30 protein-coding genes are annotated in these 26,518 nt (G+C 63.0%); 16 read left to right on the forward strand and 14 right to left on the reverse strand.

Features of this window, described 5'->3' with window-relative positions:
• Positions 1-70 precede the first annotated feature (70 nt).
• Both AC4D2C_RS03335 and AC4D2C_RS03340 read left to right on the forward strand, forming a co-directional pair.
• Positions 71-1,213, forward strand: a complete 1,143-nt coding sequence (locus AC4D2C_RS03335) for a glycoside hydrolase family 26 protein (protein ID WP_490912566.1) — start codon at positions 71-73, stop codon at positions 1,211-1,213.
• A 368-nt stretch (positions 1,214-1,581) separates the two neighbouring features.
• On the forward strand, positions 1,582-1,920 hold the full coding sequence (locus AC4D2C_RS03340; RefSeq protein WP_490905156.1) for a hypothetical protein: 339 nt from the start codon (positions 1,582-1,584) through the stop codon (positions 1,918-1,920).
• Positions 1,921-1,944: 24 nt separating this feature from the next.
• Here AC4D2C_RS03340 and AC4D2C_RS03345 read toward each other — a convergent pair whose 3' ends face one another.
• Both AC4D2C_RS03345 and AC4D2C_RS03350 read right to left on the reverse strand, forming a co-directional pair.
• The gene (locus tag AC4D2C_RS03345) at positions 1,945-2,415 is read right to left on the reverse strand and encodes a glutaminase (RefSeq protein ID WP_490912568.1); all 471 of its coding nucleotides are present in this window, start codon (positions 2,413-2,415) and stop codon (positions 1,945-1,947) included.
• 131 nt (positions 2,416-2,546) lie between these two features.
• Complete coding sequence (locus AC4D2C_RS03350; RefSeq protein ID WP_490912570.1) at positions 2,547-2,894, reverse strand: ArsR/SmtB family transcription factor; 348 nt, start codon at positions 2,892-2,894, stop codon at positions 2,547-2,549.
• A 71-nt stretch (positions 2,895-2,965) separates the two neighbouring features.
• Between AC4D2C_RS03350 and AC4D2C_RS03355 the strand changes: the two genes are divergently transcribed.
• Entirely contained in the window at positions 2,966-3,580 is a 615-nt protein-coding gene (locus AC4D2C_RS03355) for a type 1 glutamine amidotransferase domain-containing protein (RefSeq protein ID WP_490912571.1), read from the forward strand.
• Positions 3,580-4,536 carry an SDR family NAD(P)-dependent oxidoreductase gene (locus AC4D2C_RS03360; RefSeq protein WP_490912573.1) on the forward strand — a complete coding sequence of 319 codons (957 nt, stop codon included), beginning with the start codon at positions 3,580-3,582 and terminating at the stop codon, positions 4,534-4,536. The genes AC4D2C_RS03355 and AC4D2C_RS03360 overlap by 1 nt, the downstream gene beginning before the upstream one ends.
• Before the next feature lie 278 nt (positions 4,537-4,814).
• On the opposite strand, the gene AC4D2C_RS03365 is transcribed toward AC4D2C_RS03360, so the two are convergent.
• Positions 4,815-5,480, reverse strand: coding sequence for a response regulator transcription factor (locus AC4D2C_RS03365; RefSeq protein ID WP_490912575.1), 666 nt, complete (start codon positions 5,478-5,480; stop codon positions 4,815-4,817).
• Entirely contained in the window at positions 5,477-6,769 is a 1,293-nt protein-coding gene (locus tag AC4D2C_RS03370; protein ID WP_490912577.1) for a sensor histidine kinase, read from the reverse strand. The genes AC4D2C_RS03365 and AC4D2C_RS03370 overlap by 4 nt, the downstream gene beginning before the upstream one ends.
• Positions 6,770-6,904: 135 nt before the next feature.
• Here AC4D2C_RS03370 and AC4D2C_RS03375 point away from each other — a divergent pair, with 135 nt between their 5' ends.
• The 3 genes from AC4D2C_RS03375 to AC4D2C_RS03385 all read left to right on the forward strand — a co-directional run bounded on the left by AC4D2C_RS03375 (position 6,905) and on the right by AC4D2C_RS03385 (position 10,308).
• Positions 6,905-7,648, forward strand: a complete 744-nt coding sequence (locus tag AC4D2C_RS03375) for an ABC transporter ATP-binding protein (protein WP_490912578.1) — start codon at positions 6,905-6,907, stop codon at positions 7,646-7,648.
• 2 nt (positions 7,649-7,650) lie between these two features.
• Complete coding sequence (locus AC4D2C_RS03380; RefSeq protein WP_490912580.1) at positions 7,651-9,000, forward strand: hypothetical protein; 1,350 nt, start codon at positions 7,651-7,653, stop codon at positions 8,998-9,000.
• Between the two features lie 177 nt (positions 9,001-9,177).
• Complete coding sequence (locus tag AC4D2C_RS03385; RefSeq protein WP_490912582.1) at positions 9,178-10,308, forward strand: glycosyltransferase; 1,131 nt, start codon at positions 9,178-9,180, stop codon at positions 10,306-10,308.
• Between the two features lie 96 nt (positions 10,309-10,404).
• Here the strand turns inward: AC4D2C_RS03385 and AC4D2C_RS03390 are convergent, their stop codons facing one another.
• The 4 genes from AC4D2C_RS03390 to AC4D2C_RS03405 form a co-directional block, all read right to left on the reverse strand.
• On the reverse strand, positions 10,405-10,836 hold the full coding sequence (locus tag AC4D2C_RS03390) for a hypothetical protein (RefSeq protein WP_490912584.1): 432 nt from the start codon (positions 10,834-10,836) through the stop codon (positions 10,405-10,407).
• Between the two features lie 490 nt (positions 10,837-11,326).
• Positions 11,327-11,983 (reverse strand): NADPH-dependent F420 reductase, encoded by a 657-nt coding sequence (locus AC4D2C_RS03395; protein ID WP_490912586.1) that lies wholly within the window; start codon positions 11,981-11,983, stop codon positions 11,327-11,329.
• A complete protein-coding gene (locus AC4D2C_RS03400; protein ID WP_490912588.1) occupies positions 11,980-12,213 on the reverse strand; it encodes a hypothetical protein in 234 nt (77 codons plus the stop codon). The genes AC4D2C_RS03395 and AC4D2C_RS03400 overlap by 4 nt, the downstream gene beginning before the upstream one ends.
• A 258-nt stretch (positions 12,214-12,471) precedes the next feature.
• A complete protein-coding gene (locus AC4D2C_RS03405; protein ID WP_490912590.1) occupies positions 12,472-15,237 on the reverse strand; it encodes a helix-turn-helix transcriptional regulator in 2,766 nt (921 codons plus the stop codon).
• 468 nt (positions 15,238-15,705) lie between these two features.
• On the opposite strand from AC4D2C_RS03405, the gene AC4D2C_RS03410 reads away from it, so the two are divergent.
• The 5 genes from AC4D2C_RS03410 to AC4D2C_RS03430 all read left to right on the forward strand — a co-directional run bounded on the left by AC4D2C_RS03410 (position 15,706) and on the right by AC4D2C_RS03430 (position 19,609).
• On the forward strand, positions 15,706-16,221 hold the full coding sequence (locus tag AC4D2C_RS03410; RefSeq protein ID WP_490912592.1) for a MarR family winged helix-turn-helix transcriptional regulator: 516 nt from the start codon (positions 15,706-15,708) through the stop codon (positions 16,219-16,221).
• Positions 16,222-16,466: 245 nt separating this feature from the next.
• Positions 16,467-17,426 (forward strand): alpha/beta hydrolase, encoded by a 960-nt coding sequence (locus tag AC4D2C_RS03415; RefSeq protein ID WP_490912594.1) that lies wholly within the window; start codon positions 16,467-16,469, stop codon positions 17,424-17,426.
• 90 nt (positions 17,427-17,516) lie between these two features.
• Positions 17,517-17,891: a nuclear transport factor 2 family protein gene (locus AC4D2C_RS03420; RefSeq protein ID WP_490912596.1), complete on the forward strand. Its 375-nt coding sequence runs from the start codon at positions 17,517-17,519 to the stop codon at positions 17,889-17,891.
• 123 nt (positions 17,892-18,014) lie between these two features.
• Complete coding sequence (locus AC4D2C_RS03425) at positions 18,015-18,377, forward strand: UBP-type zinc finger domain-containing protein (RefSeq protein WP_490912598.1); 363 nt, start codon at positions 18,015-18,017, stop codon at positions 18,375-18,377.
• On the forward strand, positions 18,374-19,609 hold the full coding sequence (locus AC4D2C_RS03430; RefSeq protein WP_490912600.1) for an NAD(P)/FAD-dependent oxidoreductase: 1,236 nt from the start codon (positions 18,374-18,376) through the stop codon (positions 19,607-19,609). The genes AC4D2C_RS03425 and AC4D2C_RS03430 overlap by 4 nt, the downstream gene beginning before the upstream one ends.
• Positions 19,610-19,691: 82 nt before the next feature.
• Here AC4D2C_RS03430 and AC4D2C_RS03435 read toward each other — a convergent pair whose 3' ends face one another.
• From AC4D2C_RS03435 to AC4D2C_RS03445, 3 genes are all read right to left on the reverse strand, one after another.
• Complete coding sequence (locus AC4D2C_RS03435) at positions 19,692-20,831, reverse strand: low temperature requirement protein A (RefSeq protein ID WP_490912602.1); 1,140 nt, start codon at positions 20,829-20,831, stop codon at positions 19,692-19,694.
• Between the two features lie 201 nt (positions 20,832-21,032).
• A complete protein-coding gene (locus tag AC4D2C_RS03440; protein WP_490912604.1) occupies positions 21,033-21,773 on the reverse strand; it encodes an MBL fold metallo-hydrolase in 741 nt (246 codons plus the stop codon).
• A gap of 103 nt (positions 21,774-21,876) precedes the next feature.
• Positions 21,877-22,338: a GFA family protein gene (locus tag AC4D2C_RS03445; protein ID WP_490912605.1), complete on the reverse strand. Its 462-nt coding sequence runs from the start codon at positions 22,336-22,338 to the stop codon at positions 21,877-21,879.
• Between the two features lie 163 nt (positions 22,339-22,501).
• Between AC4D2C_RS03445 and AC4D2C_RS03450 the strand changes: the two genes are divergently transcribed.
• Positions 22,502-22,780 (forward strand): PDDEXK nuclease domain-containing protein, encoded by a 279-nt coding sequence (locus AC4D2C_RS03450; protein ID WP_490912606.1) that lies wholly within the window; start codon positions 22,502-22,504, stop codon positions 22,778-22,780.
• Here the strand turns inward: AC4D2C_RS03450 and AC4D2C_RS03455 are convergent.
• The gene (locus AC4D2C_RS03455) at positions 22,696-23,019 is read right to left on the reverse strand and encodes a universal stress protein (protein ID WP_490912608.1); all 324 of its coding nucleotides are present in this window, start codon (positions 23,017-23,019) and stop codon (positions 22,696-22,698) included. The genes AC4D2C_RS03450 and AC4D2C_RS03455 overlap by 85 nt on opposite strands.
• Positions 23,020-23,139: 120 nt before the next feature.
• Between AC4D2C_RS03455 and AC4D2C_RS03460 the strand changes: the two genes are divergently transcribed.
• The 3 genes from AC4D2C_RS03460 (at position 23,140) to AC4D2C_RS03470 (ending at position 25,038) form a co-directional block, all read left to right on the forward strand.
• Positions 23,140-23,604, forward strand: a complete 465-nt coding sequence (locus AC4D2C_RS03460) for an SRPBCC family protein (RefSeq protein ID WP_490912611.1) — start codon at positions 23,140-23,142, stop codon at positions 23,602-23,604.
• Positions 23,605-24,483: 879 nt separating this feature from the next.
• Positions 24,484-24,633: a hypothetical protein gene (locus AC4D2C_RS03465; RefSeq protein WP_490912613.1), complete on the forward strand. Its 150-nt coding sequence runs from the start codon at positions 24,484-24,486 to the stop codon at positions 24,631-24,633.
• 96 nt (positions 24,634-24,729) lie between these two features.
• Entirely contained in the window at positions 24,730-25,038 is a 309-nt protein-coding gene (locus tag AC4D2C_RS03470; protein ID WP_490912615.1) for a nucleoside triphosphate pyrophosphohydrolase family protein, read from the forward strand.
• Positions 25,039-25,228: 190 nt separating this feature from the next.
• Here AC4D2C_RS03470 and AC4D2C_RS03475 read toward each other — a convergent pair whose 3' ends face one another.
• Positions 25,229-25,528: an ANTAR domain-containing protein gene (locus AC4D2C_RS03475; protein ID WP_490912617.1), complete on the reverse strand. Its 300-nt coding sequence runs from the start codon at positions 25,526-25,528 to the stop codon at positions 25,229-25,231.
• A gap of 98 nt (positions 25,529-25,626) precedes the next feature.
• The gene (locus AC4D2C_RS03480) at positions 25,627-26,502 is read right to left on the reverse strand and encodes a GAF and ANTAR domain-containing protein (protein ID WP_490912619.1); all 876 of its coding nucleotides are present in this window, start codon (positions 26,500-26,502) and stop codon (positions 25,627-25,629) included.
• Positions 26,503-26,518 lie beyond the last annotated feature (16 nt).

Here is a 26,518-nt window from a genome sequence, read left to right on the forward strand (position 1 = left end):
TGGTGGTTTTGTCATGCGTGTTGTCTTACTTGTGTGTGCGGTTCTGCTGTTCTCTTTGGGTACCGCTCCTATGGCACAGGCCGCAGCGACAATCAGCCTCAGTAGCATTTCGGGACCAGCAGGAACGGTAGTAACGGTGACGGGTGCGGGTTTCCCGAAGAACATCAAAGGCTCGGTGACCGCAGGAGCCAGTAGTGCTGCGGTCAGTACCAACGGGAAGGGTTCCTTCCAGGCCTCTGTCGTTATTCCTGCCGGATCTCCCACTGTGACGATCATGGCGACAGCCGGTTCAGCTTCTGCCGCAGCGGTCTTCACCGTGCTCGAGCCTGCGCCCGCACAAGAGACAGGAGCGTCGACGACGAAGGGAATCCGCTTTGGGATCGGAACCAGTGGCGGTCCGGCCGCCGGGGCGGAACTCGATGAGGTGACAGCCATCGCCGGTGAAGCACCGTCCGTCGTGCTGTCCTACAAGGACTTCAACCAGGCACCTCCTCTAGCCGAACTTGACGCGGTACGGGCGCGAGGGGCACAGACATTGCTCACATGGGAGCCCTGGTCCTGGGGCGGCGGGGTGGAACAGCCCGCCTACTCCCTCGACCGTATTGCAGCCGGCGACTTCGATGCTTACCTGCGGCAGTGGGGTACTGCGCTTGGCCAGTGGGGACAGCCGGTCTACCTCCGCTTCGGGCATGAGATGAACGGGGACTGGTACCCATGGGCTGAGGGTGTCAACGGCAACGAGCCTGGTGACTACATCGCCGCGTACCGGCACGTTCACGACGTCGTCACATCCACGGGGGCCACGAACATCCAATGGGTGTGGAACGCGAACGTCCCCTACTGGGGTTCAACCCCCCTCAGCCAGCTTTATCCCGGCGCCAACTATGTCGATGTAGCAGCCCTTGACGGGTACAACTGGGGGACCTCGCAGACGTGGAGTATGTGGCAGGAACCCGATGTCCTGTTCGGTGAGGGGTTGTCACAAGTGAGACAGCTGGCATCAGGAAAGCCGATCATGATCGCTGAAACCTCGTCCTCCGAGATCGGCGGGTCGAAAGCGGCGTGGAACACCAACCTGTTCAACTACCTTTCGGCGCAGCCCGACGTCACAGCAGTGGTCTGGTTCCACATCAACAAGGAAGCCGACTGGCGCATCAATAGCAGTGACTCCTCAGCCAATGCCTTCCGGACGGCTCTTACGAGCCGGCGCTAAGACTCGCCAGATCGGAACAGATTCCACCGGAAGCCCGAAATAGGAAGCGGGCTTACTGGTTGGGTCTCCATCAGAAGGTCCTTCCCCGAGTCCCAAGGAGAAGCAATGATCCGGAAAGGCGCGGCCAGCCCGCGATACACGATGAGGATCGTCCTGTGGGACGTCGGTCCTTGGGCGCGGGTGGGTAGGAGGTTCCAGGCTTGTTCAGTGAGGGTTATCCTGCCGTGCAGGATCATTAGTCCTCCGGTACAAAGTTGGTCCCCTCTGACCAGGTGACGAGGGAGGGGGCAGATGGCCGTCCGGGTCTCACTCCCGCTGTACCGGGATGGGGAATGTTGCGACACAATGCTTCTTGAGGAGTCACCCCAATGAGGAAACCGCCCTACACAGGTCCGAACGACACCAACGACTTCGACAACCTCAGCCCGGACGAAGCCCTAAGAGCCTTTACCTCATACCGGCTTCTGGGGGATTGTTTTGAGCAATCGAGCGATGACGACCTGGCGGGGCGTGGCCGGCTCATCGGGAACTGGAAGACCTTGTTGAAGGACCGCCAGGAACAGGCGCAGCGAGCCGAGAGGGAGCTGGCAGCCGCCGTCCGGCTCGCGCGCAATGAGGGCGCAAGTTGGAATGACATCGCCCGCACCCTGCATCTCCCGCTCGAAGAGACACGCGCGCACTTCGATTGGCCCTACGGAGAGTTCTGAGGTGACCGGTGGTGCAGCATTCGGCTACTGGAATGCTGGGTGCTCCGCCCGCATGAGGTGTGCGAGTGCGTGGTTGCGGTCGCCGAGGAGGTGTTCGTTGTGGGCGACGCTTTCATCCACTTCGAGCCGACGCCCGGCGAAGGCGGAGAGGCCTCGGAGGATCCGCTCGTTACGCTCGTCGACATCGCTGCCGTCGATGAGCGATGCCGTGAGCAGCGCTCCGGCATTCACCATCGGGTTGGGTGGGCGGCCGGTGCCGCTTTCGAGCTTGATCGCGTCGAAGGCTTCGCCGGTCGGTTCGATTCCGATGAGGTCCAGGGCGTCGCCGTCCGTGTCCAGCAGGGCCAGGGCGAACAGGAACGGTTTGACCGCCGACTGCACGCTGAACGGCGACTCCGCCTGCGTAGTGCCGCGCACCGTCCCGTCGGGCAGGGCCAGGGCCAGCGCGCATTGGTCGGCGTCCGCGGCGGCGAGTTCGGGGATGCTGTCGTCCACGGGCCGGTGGATTGATGGTCGGAGCGTTGGAAGATCGACACGACCAGCTCCGGCGCCCCCTTCGGTCGCTCAGTAAGGTCTGATTCTTCTGGCACAGGCCCATGGATCCAGGGCGCCCTGCTCGAGGGGGGTCAATTACTCACAGCCCTGTGCGCGAGCAGGATGCTGGACAGGACGCCCGGGAACTGACGATCCAACTCCTCCTTGCGGAGCTTGACCGCGTGTTCACGCCCCTTCACTGCCGTGGAAGTGACTCCCGCTTCCCGCAAGGTTTTGAAGTGGTGGGACAGGGTGGACTTGTGGATGTCCAGCCCGTATTCCTGAACGCTGCAGGAGTGGTACTGCTCATCCCCCAGGCGCTGCACGATGTGAAGTCGAACCGGATCCGCAAGAGCTTTCAGGACGGCGATCAGCTCGATCCGGTCGATGGATGGTTCCGGAAAGGCCCCCGATGGGCCGAACCCTTCATTGTTTGACATGTGTCATACTATAGGTCATCATCAGACCGTTCGACGCATGTCAAACAATCCGAAGATGTGAGGAGTTTTTGATGCCAGTCACCTCGAACCCACAGATTGCAGACAATCGTGCTGCCATCCGTGACGAGCGGAGCCCGGTGGGCCGAATCGCCATACTTACAGCTGACGACGTCGAGGACGTCGAGTTCTTCTACCCTTACTACCGCTTTGTGGAGGAGGGCTACGACGTCGATGTCCTCACCCCTGCAGGAACAGACGTGACCGGATACAAGGGGCTTGCTCTCAGGACGGGAATCACGCCCGTCGCAGATGCACACGCCGGAGACTATGACGTCCTCTTCATTCCCGGGGGGCTGGCGCCGGCGGAGGTGCGGGCGAGCGCGGCCTCCATCGATTTCGTGCAGCGATTCGCTGGAACGGGACGGTTGATCGGAGCTGTCTGCCACGGCCCTCAGGTACTCATCACGGCAGGATTGGTGCAGGGCCGAAGGATGACAGCCTGGCGGGACGTCGCCCCGGAGATCACAGCGGCTGGTGGAAAGTACGTCGATGAGCCGGTCGTCGAGGACGGCCAGTTCGTCACCTCGCGCAAACCCGGGGACATGCCCTTGGAGCTTGCTCGCATCTTGGAGCGGCTGGGCCGGTCCGCCATCGAACATGCACCGACGAGAGCAGAGGCCCTGTGATGAGCGACCTGATAACAACTCCCTTCGATGCCCGTGCCACGGCCGCGGACGTTCTCGCGGGAATCGACCTGTCGGGCAGCACCTATGTAGTGACCGGTGGGGCGTCCGGGATCGGTGCGGAGACCGTGCGCGCCCTTGCCCAGGCAGGCGCCGGCGTGACGATCGCTACCCGCAACCCGGCCTCTGCCGACGTTCTCGTTGCTGATCTGGAAGGGAGTCCTGGTAGCGGCCCGGTACATGCTGTGTCCCTGGACCTCGCTGATATGCGTTCCATCGCGGCTTTCGCCCGCTCGTGGGAGGGGCCGATCGATGGTCTGGTGGCCAATGCCGGGATCATGGCCCTGCCACAACGCAATCTCAGCCCGGAGGGGTGGGAGCTGCAACTTGCCACGAACTACCTGAGGCACTTCGCCCTCGCCGTGGGGCTGCACCCGCATCTTCGGGCCGCTGATGCCGGACGCGTTGTCACCATCAGCTCCACTGCCCATCTGCGCTCCGCACTGAATTTTCAGGATCCGCAGTATGACCGCAGGGAGTACGACCGCTGGGGTGCCTACGCGCAGTCCAAGACAGCCGATGTCCTTCTCGCAGTGGGGATCACGCAGCGCTGGAGCGGTGAGGGCATCACGTCCAATGCGGTGATGCCCGGGTGGATCACGACGAACCTGCAGCGCCATCTTGACGATGCGACCCTTCGAGCCATGGGTGCCATGGACGAGCAGGGCAAGCGCATCGAAGGCGCGCACTTCAAGACGACGTCCCAGGGAGCTGCGACGTCGGTCCTCCTGGCCGCGCACCCGGCACTCGAAGGCATCAGCGGACGCTACTTCGAGGACAACCAGGAAGCCGAGACGGTCGCCGATGGGGTAGGTCGCTCCAGCGGCGTGGCGCAGCATGCCCTCGACGCGGAAGCTGCCGAACGCCTGTGGGATCTGGGAACGACAGCCCTCCAGTAGGACGACGAGCCTGCTGCCGGGCGATAGGGGCTGCTTCTTGCCGCACCTGGGGATCAAGCGCGGCAGGATGTTGATCAGAAGGCCGGATTGAGGCCGGTCCTATCGAGGCCGGCCTCGTGCGCCTGCAGCAGCGCACCTGGCCAGGAGCAGGGTGGGTGAGGAAGGCCGCTGCCGCGTCCGCTCCTTCGATCTCGAACCGGTAGGGACCGTCATGGTCCGGCGCGGTACCGGCGTCGTGGAACAGCGAGGCCACGTGCAACGCCTGCAGGAGCGTTCTGTCAGGGCGTTGATTCACGCAGGTAGGTCAGGACGGCTCGTACGCGCCGGTTCGTGTCCTGCGGAGGTAGGTCGAGCTTGGCGAAGATGTTGCCGACGTGTTTGGCTACGGCCGCTTCCGACAGATGAAGCTTTTGGGCGATGGTCGTGTTCGATTCCCCTTCCGCCATCAGCCCGAGCACCGTCCGCTCCCTCTCGGTGAGGCGGTCCACGGGGCTGACCGCGCGGCGTCGGCCCGACAGATGGCGGACGACCTCCGGGTCCACGACGACGCCCCCGTCGGCGACCGTCTCGATGGATCGCAGGAACGAGGCCACTTTGCCGACGCGGTCTTTAAGGAGGTACCCGACTCCTCCGCGCGCGTCCTCGATCAGGTCATGGACGTAGGCGTCCGCGACGTACTGCGAGAGAACCATGACGGGCACATCGGGGTGACGGCGGCGGATGTCCAGTGCGGCCCGTAACCCGTCATCGGTGTGCGATGGTGGCATACGTACATCCGTGATGACCAGATCCGGCGGGCTTCCTGAGGCCATGGCGCGCTCGACCGCGGTCAGGAGCTCCGGTGCGTCGGCAGCCGTGCCGACGATCTCGTGTCCTACTCGTTCCAGCAGGACGACCAGGCCCTCACGGAGTAGTGCCGAGTCCTCGGCGATGACGATCCTCATGCACTATTGCTATCACTGCCGACACCCGGCGGTGTCCGTTCCGTGAGGTCGGGAATCGGGAGCACGGGGACCGAGAGATGCAGGACCGTCGGTCCACCGGGCGGGCTGTGGAGGGTCAGCTGTCCGCCGAGTACCTCCGCGCGGTCACGCAGACCGGCAAGTCCGGTCCCTTTACGGGGGTCCGCTCCCCCGATGCCGTCATCGATGATGTCCAGCCACAGGCTGCTTCCCTCCTGCCCACCCCTGACAATGACCTTGTGTGCCCTTGCATGTCGGACGGCGTTGGTCAGCGCCTCACTGGTGATGAAGTACAGGGCCGCCTCGAGGTTGGAGTCCGGACGCCGTGGGAGATTGATATCGACGGTCACCGGGACCGGTAGTCGGCTGGCCAGTTCGTGCACGGCAGCCGCGATACCGTGATCGACGAGCACGCGCGGGTGGATGGCCCGAATGCTCTCCCGCAGGGCGGTCACCGCCGCATCGACGTCGTCCTGGGCGGCAGAAAGCGCCCTTCGAGCCGCCGAAACATCACTGCCACTGCCGGCCAGGTCATCGAGCTCGATCTCCAGCAGGGCCAGGCGCAGGCCCAGTGTGACCAGCTGCTGCTGGGCGCCGTCGTGCAGGTCGCGTTCGATCCTCCTGCGTTCGATGTCGAATCCCTCGAGGAGGGTACGCCTGGAGTAGGTCAGGTCTGAGACTCGGCGCGCGAGCGCCTCGGACTGCTCGGAGAGGAGGACCTGAGCGACAAAGGACTGGAGTAGAGCCAGTGCCGTCGTGAGGTACGAGAGAACGAGGAGCACGATGATGACAAAGCTGACCACCACAACCGCCGGAGCGCCGATTGAGGCAACCGATTGCGCCACGAGGTTCTCCGCATCAGGCTCGACTCCCAGTACCGTGGTGGCGCCGACCATGATGGCTGTCGCGCCGGTCACGATCAACACGAAGCTCATGGCAGTGAAGACGATGAACACCGCAAGGTAGGCGACTTCGCGCCAGGTCACGGGCTCACGTAACCGCCGCGCCAACCGGCCTACGCGAGCCCCTGACGTGCCTGTGGGTGGTTTCGGTATCGGCGCAGTACCAAGGACAACGACGCGAAGCCGTTCCAGGCGTGCCAGTGAGATCGCCCAGAGGGGAGCGGCGAACCAGGTGGCCATCAGTGGGGCCAACCCCACCAACCCGATGAGTACGGTCGTGATGAGATAGGCCCCGGAGCGCCACGGCAGCGACGAGGCGAACAGTTTCCATGGCGGGCGGCGCAGAGCAGTCCACGCCGACACGCTCACAACAGGATGCATGTCCTGAGACTATGCAGTGACCGCTCTCAGAGCCGAAGGTTGGGACAAAAGTAGTGCAGGCTCTACCGTCATGGTGGACCTGGCACCAGTGACGCCGTTCGCCCTTTCCGCTGGAATGTACTCATGACATCGCCCATGCCCTTGATCGAAGCGCACGACCTCACCAAATCCTTTGCCTCCCCCGACAGCGGAGCGCCGCTTCCCGTCCTGCGCGGGATCTCACTCACCGTTCGAAGCGGTGAATTCGTAGCGATCGTTGGCCCGAGCGGTTCCGGTAAGTCGACCTTGCTGTACTGCCTGTCAGGCCTGGAGCCGTATACGGGCGGCTCCGTGCAGATCCAGGGCAACGAACTCGCCCAGCTTCCACCTCGGTCCCTGGCAGCCTTACGTCGGGACCTGATCGGCTTCATCTTCCAGGCCTTCAATCTGATCCCTTCACTCACCGCGCGACAGAACGTCGCACTGCCGGCGAGTCTCGCGCACCGACAGGTCAGCGAGACGGACATCGATCGCGCACTGGCTGCGGTCGGCCTGTCCGATCGTGCGCACCATCGGCCAGGATCCCTCTCGGGAGGGCAGCAGCAGCGTGTGGCGATCGCGCGCGTGCTCGCAGCCAGCCCCAGGCTCGTCTTCGCCGACGAGCCGACCGGCGCCCTCGATACGACGACCACCACGGAAATACTGCGTCTGCTGCGCGATCTGGCCGCGGGCGAGCGGTCGGTCGTCATGGTGACCCACGACCTCGAAGCGGCGGCACAGGCCGACCGTGTCCTCGTCCTGCGCGACGGGCTGATTCATGAGGAGCTCATCCACCCCAGTGTGCAGGACGTGCTCGCATCCCTGACCGCAGCTTCGCAGGAGGCCTGACCATGCTGCGCCTGCTGCTCAATGACCTCGTCCTCAACGCCCGTATCTGGATCGGCGCGCTCTGTGTCGCCGCTGCGACCGCGGCCGCCGGCAGCGCAGCTGCGGGTCTGATTGAAACCGGGGTAGGGCTCGGCTTCCTCCAGGCCGCGGCCCTCTCGGTCCTCGGTTCAGCGCTGATCCTCTTCACCATCATCTCGGCCGTGGTCGTCCTGAGCAGCGTGACCCGCCTGACGGTTGCGCTGCAACGACGCGGCTACGCGCTCTGGCAGCTCGTGGGCATCTCATCGCGGACGATCGTCGTCATCGTCCGCACGCAACTCGTCCTCGTCGCCGCACTCGGGGCCTCACTTGGTTGCCTCATCGCGGCACCCTTTGTTCCCGCTTTCCTGGAGTTCGGGCTCAGCGATTCTGAAGGCCTGACGGATGTCACCGGGCGATTCAGCATCGCCGGGGCGTTCTGGGTGGTTCTCAGCGTCGTCGTCATCGTATGGTTCAGCGGTCTCGGCGCTTCCCGCCGAGCGGGACAGGTACGGGCCATCGAGGTTCTGCGCGATCCCACCATCGGCGAGGCGAGGATGACCTGGGTGCGGTGGGTCGTGATTGTGGCGACGCTGGCCATCGCCGTCAGCATGACAGTGAGTCTGGGCCGCGGTTCCCTGAGCGACGGCGGAACGCAGATTCTTCTCATCGGCCCGATGTTCACCGCCGCAGCGACAGCCGCCGGTCCGGTCCTGTTCCCGCGGGTCCTGAGGACCTGGACCAGCATCATCCCTGACAGTGCATCACCATCCTGGTTCCTTGCACGCAATACAGCCGACTACGACATCACGCGAAGCTCCTCCACCGTCAGCGCGCTCCTTGTCTCGATTGCCTTGCCCGGCAGCCTGTACACCGGATTCCTCACCTACGGCAACGCCGTCAGCGCCCTCACCGGCGTCGAACGGGGTGCTCTGGCACCGCAAAGCTTCCTCCTCATGCTCGGCGGAGCACTCCTTGTCTCCCTCGTGGGGGCTGCGGCCACCGTCTACATGGCCGGTCGGGCACGGGAACGCGAAGCTGCTCTGGTCCGATCCGCCGGCGGGACCCAGGGCGTCGTCCTGAGCCGCGCGACCTGGGAAGCACTCATGCATGTCGGCACCGCAACGATCATCGCTGCCATGATCCTGCTCGTCACGGGCATCGGTCAGGCGTGGTCGCTGACCACGATCGCTCCAGGCGCCCTCCCCGGATTCGGCGTCGCAGCGGCCGCGACAGCAGCCGGTAGCGGCCTCGTCATCATCCTCGCCGCAAGTCTCCTTCCTGCTCTCGCCGCGTCCCGCAAGGGGATCACGCAGGTCCTCGCCGCAGAGTAATCAATCCACGCTTCACCCTTCCTCACCCGACTGCCGACTGCCGACTGCCGACTGCCGACGTCAGCTTGCTTGTGCCCGGCACCCGCCGTCACCTGGATCTCGGATCCAGTGTCATCGGCGCCCCCGGTTCCATCCCAATCGCCACTCACCTCTCACCGATCACACCAGGAGATCGCCATGCGCATCTTGTTCTCAGGCGTGCCCGCCATGGGCCACCTTCTTCCCCTCGTCCCCTTGGCTCATGCCGCCCACACTGCTGGGCATGATGTAGCACTGCTCACCAGCCCGGGCATGACCGCAATCATGAATGTCGAGATGCCGGGAATACCGGTCATCGACGGGGGGCCGATGCCGGACGTCCTGTTCGCCGAGGTCGCTCGAAGACTCCCGGGCAGCGATCCGGCAAACAACCCGCAGCCGGATTCTGTGGCCGAGTTCTTCGCCGGCACCCGCGTCGATCTGTCCTTCGACTCCGCGGTCGCTTCGGCGCGGGAATGGCGGCCTGACGTCATCATCTGCGATGCAGTCGACTTCGTCGGGCCGCTCGTCGCAGCCGCCCTGGGCGTTCCGTCAGCGATCGTAGCGTTCGGGCCGGCGGTCCCGGAGGAGTTCATACAACCGATGGTCGAGGTCGTCGCGGATCGATACGTACGGCGCGGCCTGGTTCCGGTCACACCGCTTGCGGTGCTCGATTCGACACCTCCGATGCTGCAGGCTCCAGGATGGCTCGCTGGGCCAACGAGCATTCCTTTCAGAGGTACACCTCATACCCGGGCCGGAGCCCCTAGCGCCCCGGTATGGCCCCACGACCATGGACCTGACCCGAGGGTGCTGGTCACGCTGGGAACGGTCTTTGGAGACGAGGACCTCCTGAGGGACGTCATCGACAGCATCGACACGACGCGCCACCACGTGATCGCGACGGTCGGAGCGCCTCATGCGACAGCAGATCAGGGACCGGTTCGTTTCGTTCCATTCCACCCGATGGCCGACCTCCTCACCGGAACCGACGTCGTGGTCAGCGCAGGGGGAGCGGGAACCGTCCTTGGCGCTCTCAGTCAAGGAATTCCCCTGGTACTTCTTCCGCAAGGGGCGGACCAGTTCATCAATGCCCAGCGCGCAGCCGACGCCGGCGCTGCAATCGTTGTTCAAACACCGAAGGACGTCGGTTCGGCAATCTCACGGATCCTGAACGAACCGTCTTTCAGGGAAGCTGCGCAAAGGATTCAGAGCCAGAACGCACGCCGACCCGAGCCGGCAGCTGCAGTTGAAGCGCTGCTGTCCCGCGTTGGAGCACAAGAGAACTAGCGGACGTCGACGCAGCGGTACTCCGCATTTTTCCTCCGCATCTTTTGGAGCGCTGCTGCGTCGTTCTCCTGCTTTCGTGTCTACCGGTCCGCCGTTCTATGTCCGTAATGATGCAAGTGTCCTCAGCAGCCGGGCGTACCGGCGTTCCTGGTAGAGCCCGTGTGCCAGAGCCAGGACGAGGGCGCCGATGACGCCACTTGTGATGGATACCGAGGATGAGGCGCCTGGACCGGTCAGGACAAGGGCGATCCCAGCTCCGGCCACGATGCAATTCACGACACCGATCATCGATGACAGGGTGAAGAAGACGCCCCGCCTGGACAGGGATTGCCCGATTTCGAGCAGCTCATTGGGTGCCTGCTTCTTCACGGGAACTGGAAAGAACTGATCCGCGCCTGGAAGCAGAGTCCCGTAGAAGCCCCTGATCCTTTGGATAGCCGCTAGGGCGGCGACATCTTGGAGTGAGGTGTCGATCAGTCTGTCGTAGGTGAAGAGCCCCAGTAGCAGGACGACGGGGAATGATGACACCCAGAAAGCCTGCGGCGAACTCTGTGTCCGCGAGGAATCCGAAGGCCACCAGCGCGCTGGACAGCGTCATGAGGTAGAGAGACGCACGGCTGCTGGATTCGCTCACGGTGACGCCCCGTGCCGACCGGAGTACAAAATGCTCCGTCAAAAGTGCGTTGTAGAACGCCAGGGGACGGTCCGACAACCCTGAGGCCGCTTCACCAGCGGAAGGCGAGGAAGGCAAGGGATTCATCTTTGATCCTTCCTGCATGGACCCGGGTGCCAACGGACAAGCCTGGTACTCGTCAGGCACCGGTCTCTGAGATCCTCATGGGACGAGTCTGGCCAGGAGCGACAGTGCATGGTTGTTGTCGCTCCTGGCCTGATTCCTGACGCATCTGCGGCCAGAGGAGCCCTGATTACCGCCATGATCACTCGGTGATCCCCGGCATCAGGTTCGTCCACGTGCATTCATGGTCAGTGTGGAATCGCGTGGATTGGAACTGGAGCTTCAGGTTGCAGCAGGGCGGGCGTCAGCGGGTGCGGCTGCGAGTGCTTCGCTCATCTGAGTCGCGTCCAGGCGCACACCGTAGGCCGGGAGGTCGCGCTGGTATCGCCAGCCCTCAGAGAGCGGCCCGGCGTCGACGACGTCGAACCCGAAGGCATCGATGACGTCGGAGACCTCCTTCTTTGCATCCTGGTTGTCGCCCGCGACGGTCAGGGCGCGTCGGTCGGCGGTCCCTGCGGCTTGTCCGTCCGTGGTGAGGTCCGCCGCTCCGAGATTGTTGAAGGCCTTCACCACGGAGCTCGAGGCGAGGTGCTGTTGCAGCAGTTCCGAGGTCGTCGTTGTTCTGGCATCGAGTTCCGGCACGTGTCCGAAGTATTCCGGATAGTAGTTTCCGGTGTCGATGACGACCTTGCCTTCGAAGTCCGACGCTCTCAGGGCGGTGTAGGAACTGACCGGGATGGAGACGAAGACGAGATCTCCGGCGTGAGCTGCTTCGGTGACCGAGCCGGCTGTCGCGTTCGGGCCGAGTTCTGATACCAGTGCGGCCAGCTTTGCTGTGTCGCCGGCATTGGCGATGACGACTGTGTACCCCGCTTCCAGGGCTTTCCTGGCGAGTTGGCTGCCGACGTTACCGGCTCCGACGATTCCCAGTGCCTTCACTGTTCTGTCCTGTCGTTCTCGGCGGATGCCTGGTGCACCGGTGAGCTCTCACCTGCGGTGTCGTCACCGTCGTCGTCGATCGCGTTGATGAGCGACTGCACCGCGCTGAGCAGATTGTGCAGTGCCTGCGCCTCGATCGATTCCTCGCCCAGCTTCTGAATATCGAAGGCGGCCGCATTGGTATACGTGCGGGCGTCTGCTACAGCAGATGCATGTCGGAAGGTTGCCATGATGTCCTCTTTCACAGTGGTCTGTCTCGATGAGTCCGGGCTGGTCGCAGTCCTCATGCCGCAGGGAAGGCGGTGGGGAACGCTCCCTTGTCCGTCGAGACCATCCTTGATGGCTTGCGCCAAGGTAGGCATCCGTGATGTGACGTATGTGTTCCGGAACTGGCTGCACAGCGGAGTCATAGAGCGATGGGACGTGCACCGATCGAGACTTCGCCAACGGTATGGGTGGTGCCGTGAGCTCAGTAGGGGATCCGGGTACTACGTCGTGGCATTGATGCGATCGAAAGCCTGACGCAACTGGGATCGGCTCGTGATGCCGAGTTTCGGGAAGACGCGGTAGAGGTGGGTACTGACTGTGCGGTGGGAGAGGTAGATCTGATCCGCGATTTCCTTGTTCGACAGGCCTTGGCTGGCAAGCGTGGCGATCTGAAGCTCCTGAGGTGTGAGCGCATCCAGGGCAGCAGGGGCGGGTGTGGTCGGGCGTCGAGGCAATTCTCCAGCGGCTCTGAGTTCCTGTGCAGCCCGATCAGCAAAGTGCCGGGAGCCAATGGACGTGAACGTTTGCAGTGCTGCCGAAAGGTACGTGCGTGCTTCCGTAGGTCTGCGATCACGGCGGAGCCATTCGCCGTACAGGAGCTGGGTGCGGGCTAGCTCCAGGGAGGATTCGCTGAGCTCCCCATGTTCGATTGCTCGTTCAAAGTGGGTGCTCGCCTGTGACGGGCTGGCAAGAAGTGCCTTGCTGCGCTCCACCAGGGAGATGAGGAGAGGAGAGCGGTATCCCTTGGCGATGGTGTCCGCATACGTCACGTTCTCCATCACGGTCTCGGCCCGGTCTGCGCGTACAGCGGCTTCGGTGCGGTCCGCGATCGCCCAGAGGGCGCGCGTTGGGTGCACGCTCATGTGCGTGAATTCGATGAGCGCTTCGCGGAAGCGCTGTTGCCCCAGGGCGATGAGACCGGCGGCCCACCGTGCATCCGCACTCGTCATCGAAAGGGGCGCGGCCTTCATGGTCGCGCGACTGTGGGCTAGCGCGAGTTCGGCCTGATCGAAGTCCCCGAGGAGGGCGTGGGCACGAGCGACAGTGGCCGCTGCCGTGCTTTCCAGGAGGGATTGAGCGGTGTCCTGAGCCATTCTCATGGCGTACTCCGCATCGGCGAGGCCCTCCCTCACCTGCCCCCACAGCAGGAGGATGTTCGATCGACCCCGTAGTGTCTGCACCTCGTCTCCTGCAGCTCCCCGGCTCGCGAAGATCTCGTACGCCAGACTCCAGGCGGTCAGAGCGGTCTCCAGGTCCTGAAGGGCTTCCGCCGCGATCGCGACCGACACCAGGCCGAGCGGATTATCCACCAGCCTCGACACCAGTTGGGGTAGCTCCGCTCGGAGATCCGGGCTGCTTCCAAGTGGCCCCAGAACCGCCAGGGCAACTGTCCTGAGCGGATTCCCCCTGCCGGTGGACTGTAGTTCCTCCCGTAACCAGTCGCAGTCCTCCATGGAGGCGTTGCGGCCCCGAGCCGTGAGTGCAGCGCACCACAGGACGACCGTCCGGTACTCATCGTTCTGTGGTCCGGTGAGCTTCTCCAAGATCGACTCGAGGTCACTGCGCGTCAAACCCCTCGCTCCGGAGGTCAGGTTCATCACGGTTCTGATGCTCACAAGATCCGAGATCGTCTGCGGATCCTCGGCGATGAGTTCTGCGCGTTCAAGACTCTCCAGCGCATGACCCGTATCTCCCGCCGATCGCGCTGCAGCAGCTGCCGATGCCAGCCGAGACGCTCGTCTACCGATGTGCGTCGAGAGCATGGCAGATTTCCGGAACGTCGCTGCGGCTTCTGCAAGGGCCCCGCGGCCTTCGGCGCGCCGGGCAACGTCGTCCAGCTCGCCGGCCACAGACTCATCACGTGTGAACGTTGCGGCAGCCCGATGCCATGCGGCGCGGTCCGGATCGGTCACCGCCTGCGCGAGGCTTTCGTGTATTCGACGCATGTCATCACTGGTGGCCGCGCCCTGGACCGCTGCCCGGAGGACAGGGTGTCGGAAGAGCACTGCACTGCTTTCGATACGTACAAGACCAGCGCGTTCGAGCGGGCTGAAATCGGCAAGGACGAGGTCCATAGATTGTGCTGCCTGCAGGAGGTCCGGAAGGCCGACGTCCTCGGCTACCGCAGCCAGCAGGAGCATCTGCTGGCTTCGATCGGGTAGGGAGTTCAGCTGACTGAGGAACGTACGCTCCAGGCGTTCCGTCGTGGGAAGCACTGCGCGCAGAAATGCTTGTTCTGGCCCGCCCTGACGCAATGCAACGGCCAGTTCGCGCAACGCCAGGGGGTTACCGTTGGCCTCTCTCAGAACTCTTGCCTGTTCGCTGGGGGATAGGTCCGCTCCGACGGTAGCCATCAAATCCTCCGCCGATCGAAGATTGAGGGGTTCCAGGAGAAGCCGCTCGATGCGGTCGTCAGTTGTCGCCGTCGAGCCCCAGGTGGGTCGGGTTGCGAACAGCATGGCAATGGGGGTGCTGGTCAGGCGCAGACCAGCAAACATGAGCACGTCGGCACTGGATTGATCCAGCCAATGCAGGTCATCCACGGTGATGAACAGCGGCTTGTCCGACGCAGCCTCTTCAAGCAGGCTCAAGGTTGCCACGCAGACAACAAGTTTGCTCGGCGATGGACCTTCCCGCATTGCCAGAGCTGTCATGAGTGCATCGCGCTGGCGCGGGGGAATCGCATCCAGAAGGTGCAGTACCGGATACAACACCTCGTGAAGGGCGTTGTAGCCGATCGTCTCCGATTGCTTCATGCCCGTACACCGAAGGACCCTCAGTCCTGCGCACCGCGCCTGCTTCTCGGCATGCCTGAGCAGCGCCGACTTCCCGATACCCGGTTCACCTTCGATCACGAGACTCTGGCTGAAGGCTGCTGCTGTCGGCAGCAGGGAGGAGATTCGTTCGAGCTCCTGCTCGCGCCCGATCAGGCGATCGCTGATGGGTCCCTGAGCCAGGTCAAGAGAGTGAGGCCTCGAACCTGTCATGAGGACACGTCCGAACGCGCAGGCCCACAGGCCGTTCGCTCTCCTGCGATAAGGAGTCTGGACTCTGACCTGCATCCCGGTATCGCAAAGGGGGCGTGCCCGTCGCCGGAGCATCGTCGGATTTCAATCACAACATCCTCTTGTTACACATCATCGGATTGACGGAGATCGACGTTCGGAGGCTCATGTTGCCGCCACCTGCTGACTCCCACCCCGTATGTTTGCCGGCTCAAAACCAGTGCCGTCAACTTCCCGTATGGAAGGAGTACGAACCTGCGCTAACCAGTTGCGTGAAATATCATACAAATATTCGCGGAAGGTGCAAGAGCGCGTCGGGCCGCGTGAGCTGTGGATCGGGGTACGGGACGCTAACTGACCGAGGAAGTCCGTCGGCAGCACCGGCAGCCAAGGAATGAAGTGCACATATATCGGTGTCATCGTATTGTTCAGAGGTCGAGGAGGACAGGGATGTCAGGACGTTACGAAGTCGCCGAGGAGTCGCCGTTCGCACTGCTCTCCGACAAGGAGACGCGCGCTTGGTACGCCTACATGAAGGTCCACCTCCGCCTGCGGTACGAGATGAACCGGCAGCTGCGATCCGACCACGATCTGTCTCTGGCCGACTACGACATCCTCGTCGCCCTCATCAGCGACACCGACGGAACCCTGGCCGTCACAAACCTTGCAACGCGCATCGGATGGGAGCGCAGCCGGGTCAGCCACCATGCCAAGCGCATGGGTCAGAGAGGTCTCGTTCAGTTACGGCCCAACGCCGCTGACAGGCGGTCGACCGAAGTCGTGCTGACCGAGCTCGGCAGAGCCACGATGGCAGCAGTATCACCGAGCCATATCCGTCTCATCCGTCAGGTGTTCCTCGGTGTACTCGATGAGGACAGAATGCAGATGCTGTCGGACACATTCGAGCTGATCTATGACCAACTGATCGAGCACGGGACGCTGCCGCGTCCCGATGATCACCCCTGACATCCTCCCGAGAACACCCCTGGGAACACCCCTGGGAACACAGCTAGGAACACGGCTGGGAACACAGCTGGGAACACGGCTGGGAACACAGCTGGGAACACAGCTGGGAACGCTCATGGGAGGACCTGTGTCGGCCCACACCGGGAATTGAGTACGTCACTTGACGGATGCTTCGGTGATCGGCTTCGGCCAAGGTGGGCAAGAGGCAACAGCCCTCATACCCGCGCTTGAGAAATGGAGCCACCATGGCCGGAAACCCCAAGAACTACGCCCTGTACCCGGAGTCGCAGGCGTTCGTCGATGCGACCGCGAACCCGCCCTTCCTGAACGAACTGCCTCCGGCCGAAGGGCGCAAGGCTGTCAACGGTGTGCAGGATTCACCCATCTTCAAGCCCGACATCGACGAGGAATGGATCGAGGTCCAGGGTGGCCCGACTGGTTCGGTGAAGGCCCGTATCGTCAAGCCTCTGAACAGTACCGGGGACCTTCCCGTCATCCTGTACATCCACGGCGCTGGATGGGTCTTCGGCAACGCGCACACCCACGACCGGCTGGTCCGCGACCTCGCCATCGGCGCCAACGCCGCCGTGGTGTTCCCCGAATACGACAACTCGCCCGAGGTCGGCTACCCGGTAGCCATCGAGCAGAGCTACGCGGTGGCCCGGTGGGTTGCAGCCAACGGCAGCGAGAAGGGCCTGGACGCCAGCCGCCTGGCCATCGCCGGCGACTCGGTCGGAGGAAACATGACCATCGCCGTGTCCCTGCTCGCCAAGGAACGCGGAGACCTGAACTTCGCCAAGCAGGTGCTGTTCTACCCTGTCACCGATGCCGCATTCGAGACGGGCTCCTACGACGAGTTCGCCGAGGGCTACTTCCTGACCCGCGAAGCCATGAAGTGGTACTGGGACCAGTACACCCAGGACCAGTCCGAGCGGGCCAAGTCGACCGCTTCACCCCTGCGGGCCTCCCTCGAGGAACTTGCCGGCCTGCCCGACACCCTGATCATCACCGCTGAAGCCGACGTCCTCCGGGACGAGGGTGAAGCCTTCGCCGCCAAGCTCCGCCAAGCCGGCGTCAAGGTCGCCAACGCCCGATTCGGGGGAGTCGTGCACGACTTCGTCATGATCAACTCCGTCCATGACACCGAGGCCGCGAAATACGCGATCATCCTCGCCGTGGCGTCGCTGAAGGAATCACTGGCCTAGGAAAAAGTGGGGCGGATGTGGCTGACACATCCGCCCCGCTTTCCACGGCGCACCCCCAATACGTGTATGACGGTCTCAAAGGAGAAGCCCATGACCGACTTCGTCGATGCCATGGTTGAGGAGCACCTGAGAATCTGGAACTCCCCGCCCAGCGATCAACGCTCCACCGCGGTGGCACAGCTCTATTCATCGGCTGTCCTTGTTGCGGAGTCGGATGCAACCTACAGGGGCCACTCCGGTATGGAGCAGGCAATCGACGGGTTGCACGGCGCCCTGCCCAACATGCGCCTGGAGCTCACCGGCCCCATCCAAACCGCTCAGGACCTCTCCACCTATCCATGGTCGCTCGGCCCGGAAGGGTCATCGGCCATCGTGACAGGACGCGACGTCCTCACCATCAGAGACGGCGCTATCGCCGCCGTGTACGTCCTCATCGACGTACCGCAGGAGCTATCACACGCCTGAGCTGCGTCGGGTCAACGGATCCGTCCGGTCGGCTGAAGGTGAGGACGTTTCCGAGGAGCAGCGCTAGGCAAGCAAAATCGCCGGTGGCGGACGGCTACCCGCGTAACAGGACGAGGAGAACCCGTGGACATCGAAGCTGGAATAAATCAGACCATCCCTCCCAGCGGGGAAGGGTGCGTGGAGTGCGACCAGACAGGCAGTTGGTGGGTCCACCTTCGTCGCTGTGCAGCATGCGGCCACGTCGGATGCTGCGACGACTCGTTGAACAAGCACGCCACCGCCCACTACAGGCAAACAGGGCACCCCATCATTCAGAGTTTCGAACCCGGCGAGGACTGGTACTGGAGCTACCCCGTGGAACAGATGTTCAGCGGTCCGGCACTGGCACCGCCTATCAGTCACCCCGACGCCCAGGGCGTGCCAGGACCTCTGGACAGGGTGCCCAGAAACTGGCGCACCCTCCTCTTCGCTGGACGTCGGACATGAGCCAAACAGCAACCACCGCTGCATTGCGGGTGATCGGGCGAAGGGAAAGCCCGGAGGCCTTCGCTATCCGCGACTTCCTCACCAGGAGCGGAATCACCTACGCCTGGGAAGACGTCGGCTCCGTCGATTTCTCCGAGTCCGCGTTACTTCCCTTGGTCGAGTTCCCCGACGGCCGCCGCGTGAAGAACGCCACCGTCTCCACCGTCGCCGGGGCACTGGGATGGCTCTCCACACCCAAGCTCCACGAATACGACCTCTCAATCTATGGTGCCGGCCCCGCCGGCCTATCGGCAGCGGTCTACGCCGCGTCAGAGGGATTGAAAGTCGTGGTCCTTGAGCGGGATGCCGTGGGGGGCCAAGCCGGCTCCAGCAGCCTGATCGAGAACTATCTGGGATTTCCGCAAGGCATTGCCGGTGCCCAGCTCGCTGAGCGGGCACGCCAACAGGCGCTCGACTTCGGCGCGGAAATTCTGATCATGCGCGAAGGCATCAAGGGCAACTTCCGCAACGGACTCATGTACGCGACACTCGCGGACGGTTCCACGATGGTTTCCCGTTCCAACGTGTGCGCCACAGGAGTGCGGTGGCGCCGTCTTGGCCTCGAGCACGAAGAACAGCTCATCGGCCGGGGCGTGTACTACGGCGCAGGAACCAGTGAAGCCGGGAACTGCGTCGACACCGAGGTCGTCGTCGTCGGCGGCGGGAACTCCGCCGGTCAGGCCGTCATGAACCTTGCGGCCTACGCGGCACGGGTCGTGATGGTCGTGCGGGGGACATCCCTTGCCGCCACGCTCTCGACATACCTGTCCGACCGGATAGCGGCCCAGCCGAACGTAGAGGTCAGGCTTACGACGCGTGTGTCCGGCCTGCGCTCCGAAGGGGGAGTATTGACCGGCGTCGCTCTCAGCGACGCGACGGGCAGTCACGAGGAGCACGAGGCCAGTCGGCTCTTCATCTGCATCGGCGGGGAACCGGAAACCGATTGGGCGGCAGGAACCCCTATCGTCCGCGACCAGTTGGGATACCTGGTCACAGGGCCCGACCTGCACGGCGAGGACCTCAACGGAGTATGGCCATTGGACAGACCGCCGTTCTACTTGGAGACGAGTGTTCCTGGTTCTTTCGCAGCCGGAGATGTCCGGCACAACTCCATCAAGAGGGTCGCATCAGCGGTAGGGGAGGGGGCTATGGCCGTGACCTTCGCCCACCGCTTCCTTGCAGAGGCCTTCTGACGCAGGAGCCAAGGCTCGCCCCACTACTACCTCCCGATGAGCTTCGCACGGGAATCGGCAGCGGCCGACTACAGGGCCGCCATCAGCGTGAGACGCGGATGGCGGCCCTGTGGTCCGCGTAGAGAGAAGTTTCGATCGCCACGAGAGCGGCCGTGATGACTGTTGCCAGGATCAGCGCCGCAAGAGGTGGGAGTTGCGCGCCTGCGGGTACGAGGACCAGGAAGAGGACGGCTGTACCGAGCCTCCATCTCTTCCAGCCACCGCCGACTCTCCGCCAGAAGGATGCGTTCCCCAGCAGGTACAGGGCAAGGCCCCCGAAGAGGGCGAAAGCACCGACCATACCGAACCCCTCGACTTCCTCGACGTGTGCAAGAGCATCTTCGATACCCAGCGCGGTCAGCACGATACCGGCCACCAGGAACAGATGCAGGTAGGTGTAGGCGTCAACAGCCAGTGCGGCACGAGCACTTCCGCGCAGCGAGGCGAACCGGTGCTCAGCGGCGATCGCGGTGACGTCGAAGTAAAGCCACCACAGGCCGATGGAAAGAGCGACGCCGGCGAACGCCCCGATGAGAACAGGGATGCTGACAGGCTCTTCAGAGGCTCCAACTCCGATGGCTACGATCGACTCGCCGAGGGCGAGGATGATGACGAGTCCGAAACGCTCAGTCCAGTGAGCCGCTGAATGCACCCGCCAGCTGCCGTGTCGGGATGTCACGTAGGTGATGGCGGTGTCGATGGTCATTCCCGCCAGCCACAGCCAGGTTTGTGCCGATCCGCCCAGGGCGACTCCGAAGAGGATGAGGGTTGATCCGACAACCATGGCACCAGTCATCTTGATGACCTGCTGTCGGAGCGGTTTGTCCTCCCCTGCCGCGTAGGCGTAGAGACCCAGATGCAGGATCCGCACGGTGATGTACGCAAGGGCGAGGACGAGGGGGCCATGCAAGCCTCCCTCAAGGTCGTGGTAGGCCTCCGGAATGGCCAGGGCGGCGATGAAGACTGCGACCATCACCGCTGAGAGCCCGAATCGTACGATGCCTTCGTCCACACGGGTTTGGTTGGCCAGCCAGGCAAAAGACACCCAGGACCACCACAGCAAGCCGAGGATGATCATTCCCTGAAGCACACCGAAGAGAGAATGTTCGTGTGCCATCAGGCCGGTGACCTGTGTGAAGGCGAAGACGAAGACCAGGTCGAAGAATAGCTCGAACTTCGTCACACTATGGGACTCATCCGAGACGCGCGCGGCGGGTATGGGCTTACGCAAGGGCATGATCAAAAGGATAGGGGCCGGCTGTTTCCACATGGCAGTTGAACCTGGAGATTTCGAAGGCGATCACCAGTATCCAGCTGTACCTCCGGGCTTGAGTCTGTCGTGCATCTCCGCGGCCCGACTCTTGTTTCGGGGTGCCTGATCTGATCATGATGCCCGGGAGTGGCTGATGATGTCGCTTAGCCGGCCCGACCAAGGCGTTCCGTGTCCAGGCAGGACAGTTACTGCACCCAGATCGGGAAGTTCTTCAAGAGTCTGACGGGCCAGTCCCACGTCGTGGTGAAACATGGCCGGCAACAGCTGTGGGCCCGCCGAGCGTAGCGTCCGATGCCCTGTCACGAGCGCATCGCCTGTCACCAATACTCTGCTGTCTTCGAAGTAGAATCCCGTGTGCCCGCTCGTGTGACCGGGCAGGGGTATCACAACCGGGATCCCGGGCACAGCAACACGGTTCTCCAAGTTGAGGGGGAGCGGCAGTGCCGCCTCGACTTTCGTCTCCGCGCCATCCCTGAGAAGCGGAATGACGGCAGCGACCCACCGAAACACCCCAGGACGCGCGATGTTCCGCGCAATGTCCTTCATGCCTACCTGCTGTAAGTACTTGCGCTGGAGGTGTGGGACTTCGGTTGCGCTGGCGTATACGGGGATACCGTAATCCTTCGAGAGCCAGCGTGCACCGCCGATATGGTCGGCATGTGCATGCGTGATGAGTACAGCATCGAGATCTGTCACGGCCAGTCCTACCTCCACCAGCGATGAAAGCAATGCCTGACGCTGTCCCGCATAGCCGCTATCAATCAGGACGGCGCCGTCGCCGCCAGAATAAATGACCCAGTTCACGTGCTCGGTGTGCACAAAGGTCACTGGGCCAAACGACTGTACTTTCATTGGTCCTCCTACATCTTCGGGTACCAACCTCACGTTTGCGGTCGATCGCACAGAGGCGGCGCGAGTAGATGCCGCCGCCTCTGGCCTAAGGTGGTCCGGCTGCTCAGCCGCACCCGCCGGGCATACGCTTGCCGGCGGACTCAGGGTCAGCATCGGGGCGCGCCCAGTACTGTGGGACGTCCAGTGCCTTCGTCCACGACGTGCGGTGCGCTGTGAAGATCTCCATGATCGGCGGCTTGATCCATTCGGGGTCGTTGACGCTTCCCAGCATGACGAAAACCTGCCCCGGAAAACCTGAGAGCTTGTTGGTGAACACCCTCGATCCGCATTCAGGACAAAAGTTGCGTTCGAGCGTGTTTCCGCTGTCGGCCACATACGGGTAGGAGTGCGGAGTGCCGCTGAGAAGCTTGAAGTCGTCCTCGGCTACGCTGAAATAGCTGGCCATGACACCGCCGGACGACCGCTGACAATCCTTGCAGTAGCAATTCGCAACGAAGTCGGGGGCGTTGCTGAACTCATAGGTAAGGGCGCTGCACTCGCATCGCCCTGTGAACTTGTCCGCCATGTGTAACTCCTCGAAAGCTAGGTGAACGCCACTCTCAGATTCTCTTCAGAGTGGCCTCCGCACCTGTTGGCAGAGTGCAGGCGTCCCACGCTGGGACCAGTCCATCTTGCGGACCGGTGCGGCCTGGATCATCCGTCATATGACGGTGAGCGAGTAGGCCCTCATGAACCGACTCGTCGATGCCCTTCGCGAGCTCGGGTCCGGCTTCTCTTCCTTCGGTAGGCGGGTGCACCGCAAGGTCGAGGGTGACAACTTTTACATCAACCCGCTGTTCTTCCACGTTGAGCAACTGCGCCACTTCGTCATCGAACTGATGACTGGCAATCTCCAGCGTGAGGACGCCTGCAAATTCGACTTCTACATCGCGCTGGTCGGCGACAAGATCCGCCACGAAACACACAACGGCACCGTCGGCACCCTGACGGGGTCGCGCTCGGCCTGAGCAGCAGCATCGCCAGTGTCCTGGACTGCCGGTTCAATGACGCTGTCGAGCATGTGTCGTCGGTAGGGGAGTGCGTGTAGTAGATGGGTGGGCTGGTCGTTGGGGACGACCATGATGGGGCAGGATGTGCTAACTGCCAGGTGCAGGCTGACGGATCCTACGAGGGGGCCTGTGAAACCACCCAGCCCGCGGGTGCCTGTGACCAACAGGGATGCGTCTGCCGAAACGGCGTCGCGCATGGCGGTGCATTCGCGACGTGGGCAGGACCTAGAGTCGGGTAGGGGCTTGGTCCCTCGATGAATCTTCGCCGGACGACGCGAAGTAAAATCCGTCGCCCACTATCCGAAGGAGAACGCCCGATGAACGACACAAGCATTTCCGCAAGCCGCACGATCGATGCACCGGCAGACGCCATCTTCGCGTTCCTCTCCAACCCGGCGCACCATGCGTCCCTGGACGGTTCCGGAATGGTGCAGTCAGACAGCAAGTCCGACCGCATCACCGGCGTGGGCCAGACGTTCACCATGAACCAGAACTGGGACAAAATGGGCGGCGACTATCAGACGGACAACCACGTGGTGGGCTATGACGAGAACAAGCTGCTCGCATGGAAGACCGCGCCGGCGGGGGAGGAGCCTCCGGGCTGGGAATGGGTGTGGCGGTTCGAGACGGCCGGTCCTGGTTCCACCGAGGTGTCCGTCACATATGACTGGTCTGGCGTCACTGACAAGGAGATCCTGAAGAAGCTGAGCTTCCCCGAGGTGTCGCAGGAGGCCCTGGACTCGACACTGGCCAATCTTGCAGCGCAGGTGTCCGAAGCTTAAGACCGCCCAGTACGAACAGTACGATGACGGCCGGTTCTCGACTTCTCAGGGGCCGGCCGCCGTCGTGCCTACATGCGGTCGTGACCGGGATCCTGAGGTGCACGTCCCTCCGCGGTAGGCGTTCGAAAACGCATGGATACGAACGAGGGAGCCCCACTTCCGACACGGCCCGAGCGACTCCGCCGTGTCGAGCTGCAACTGTGCGTCTTGGCTCGAAGTGCTGACCCTGGTACGTCCGAGATGCCTCATTCCGCAACTTTGACTCAGAAACCCGGGAACGAGCACTTCTAACACGAGCGCATTGCGAGGCCATGATCGCTCGTTCGAACGGGAACGATCCGAAAGCCCTGTCAGTTGTGCGGCCCCCGCCGACTCCGGCGAGGCTCCAGCGCCGGAGCCCCGATCGGGCGATCCAGTCTGATGACTCTCTTCGGAGGCTGGTCATATGGCACTCGGAATCCATAATCAAACTCGACGCCCGTGGAGGTCGTTGGGAACACCTATCACACGCGGATACAGGCGGGGGCGCCTCCGCGCAGCCGCTCTAGCTGTTCCGGAGCTGGGTTGACCGTGGGTATTAGGTGTTCCCCTCAGAAAGCCGGCTTCTTGACTGGGAGAGGGGAACCCACCACCACTTTCACGTTCCGGCAATGTCTCCGACTGAATCTCACCTACCGCGTCCAGTAACAGTCGAGTAGTCCCAGTGTGCGCCGCGCTCCTTCAGATCACACCATCGAGTCATTCAGCCCAGCCCTGCGACACCGCCGTCACTACCGATCCCCCCTCTGGATGTACCGGGTTTTGCTTCTCTCGATTGCCTGAGCGTGTAGGACGTCTTCGCCGACTACTGACAAATGCAGGGGGCGTAGGCTGCGACGCATGACCACCTACGCAGAAGGCAACCCAATCCGGCTTCCACTGACCGAGTTCTCCGAGCAGTGGGAGATCGATGCGATGGAAGCTGCTGCAGCCCTAGAACCCACAGAGTCGTACGACCATGAAGTGCCGGCGAACGAGCCAACAGACTGACTCCTGACGTCGCGACAGCGAACGCAAGGACACCATGAGCGATGACAGCAAAATGACTGCAATTACATCAGCCTGGAAAGCGCACGGGTACGCGCGTTGGAAATCCGCGGCCTCGACGAGGTTCTTGAGCAGCGCATCAGCGGGCCGGTGTGGACCCTGCACGAGCTGACACTCGGGTTCACCAATGACGTCGGCACCATCGGCAGGCTCATCCTGGCCGACGACGGCACGTGGGACACCGAGGAAGACGTGACCGCGCAACTCGAGCACAAGCTCGCCGAGTCCCTCTGGTGGATCATTGTCCTAACCGAGCGGCCCGACATCGACATCACCAAGGCTTTCACCACCACGATGGACCGTATCGAGCAAGGACTGGCCCCCGCAGCCAACCCGTCAGACATGTAGATCAGCCCTGTCCCACGCGGAGAACAAGGCAGATGCCGTAAGCCAGCGGTTTGCTCGGGATGCAGCGCCACAAGCGTGACCTGCGATCAGCACCCCCTGAGGTTCAGCAATCCCTGAGGTTCAGCGTCTGAAGTGGCGCAGGGGGTCGGCCGACTGTCTGTGGAAGCGTACGACGATCCCCTGGGGGTACTCATGGGTGCTGATCGGTGCCCAGAGGCAGGTGACGGCTATGGATGAGGGTCGTCGCGACATCCGTGAGGCTGGTGTGATTGCCCTGGCTCGCCGCCGTTATCAGGAGTCCAAGGGCCTCGTCCGGGGAGGTGCCGTACCGCTCCATGAGGATGCCCCTGGCTTGTCCGATCGCGTCTCGGTTCTGCGCTGCGAGGGTGATTCGTTCGAGGCGATCATTAATCTCTGTTAGGCGCTGAAGCACCTGCATCATGGCGGGGTCCGGGTCACTGCCGGGGTTGTGGCTGTCCTGATCCCTCATGGGATAGTCCTTCGCTTGGTGAGACCAGACGATGTATGGGTCATTTACTTTTTGTGCAGCACCTGCGGTGGCTGGTGCCGGCTCACTCCTATGGCTGGTCAGTTGTCGAAGTGGGTGCTGGTGGATTCGTGGGTGATGGAAGCGATGATCGCTACCGCAAGGTCGTGGAGTCTGAGATTGCGGGCGCTTGAGGCGGCTTTGAGTATGGTGATGGCGGTGTCCTGACTGCACCGGTTCTGGGCCATGATGATGCCCGCGGCGAGGTCGATGTCGGTGCGGGAATCCATGGCTGCTCGAAGGTTCTCTGCGGTGTCGGCGAGATGCGCGATGCGTACCGCAATCTGGACCGTGTTGGCCGCTTCTTGTGCGAGTTGCTTGGTGGTTTCGATGTCGGCGGCACTGAAGGCGTGGGCTGTGTCGGCGTAGAGATTGATCGCGCACCTGTTGGCACCGGCCGGATCGAGGGGGATAGGCACCGCCAGGATGGAACGCAGTCCGTGCTCTGCGATGACGGCCCGGTATTCATGCCAGGCGCCGTTGTCCTCGGTGAAGTCGGCGACATCTGGAACGTAGTTGGTGTGGTGGTTGCGGGCAGCATCCAGGCAGGGTCCGTCTCCGAAGGAGTACTGCACTTCGTCCATGGTCAGGGCGTGGACGCTGCTGCTGGCAACGGTGATGGTGGAGTGGGCGCGGATGAGTGTGACTCCGCACAGTATTGTCCGGTTGTTGGTGGACAGATGGTCGGCTACGAAGTGCGCGAGGCGGTCCAGGAAATCGTGAACGGCCTCGCTATCGAGCACCAGGGTTTGCATGACGGCGGAAACACCCCGGTCCGCGTCGTCCGAACCTTCTTGAGAAATTGCCTCAGTTGCCGCTGTTGCTGCGGATGTTGAGGCTGCGTCCACGGTTTTGGGTGCGGCGGGCGCTTCCCCGGGGTGTGGTTTATCGGCGGGGGCGCGGGAATGCGTGACCACAACGAGTTTCCTTATC

It is taken from the genome of Arthrobacter sp. TJ-240 (genome assembly GCF_058269195.1).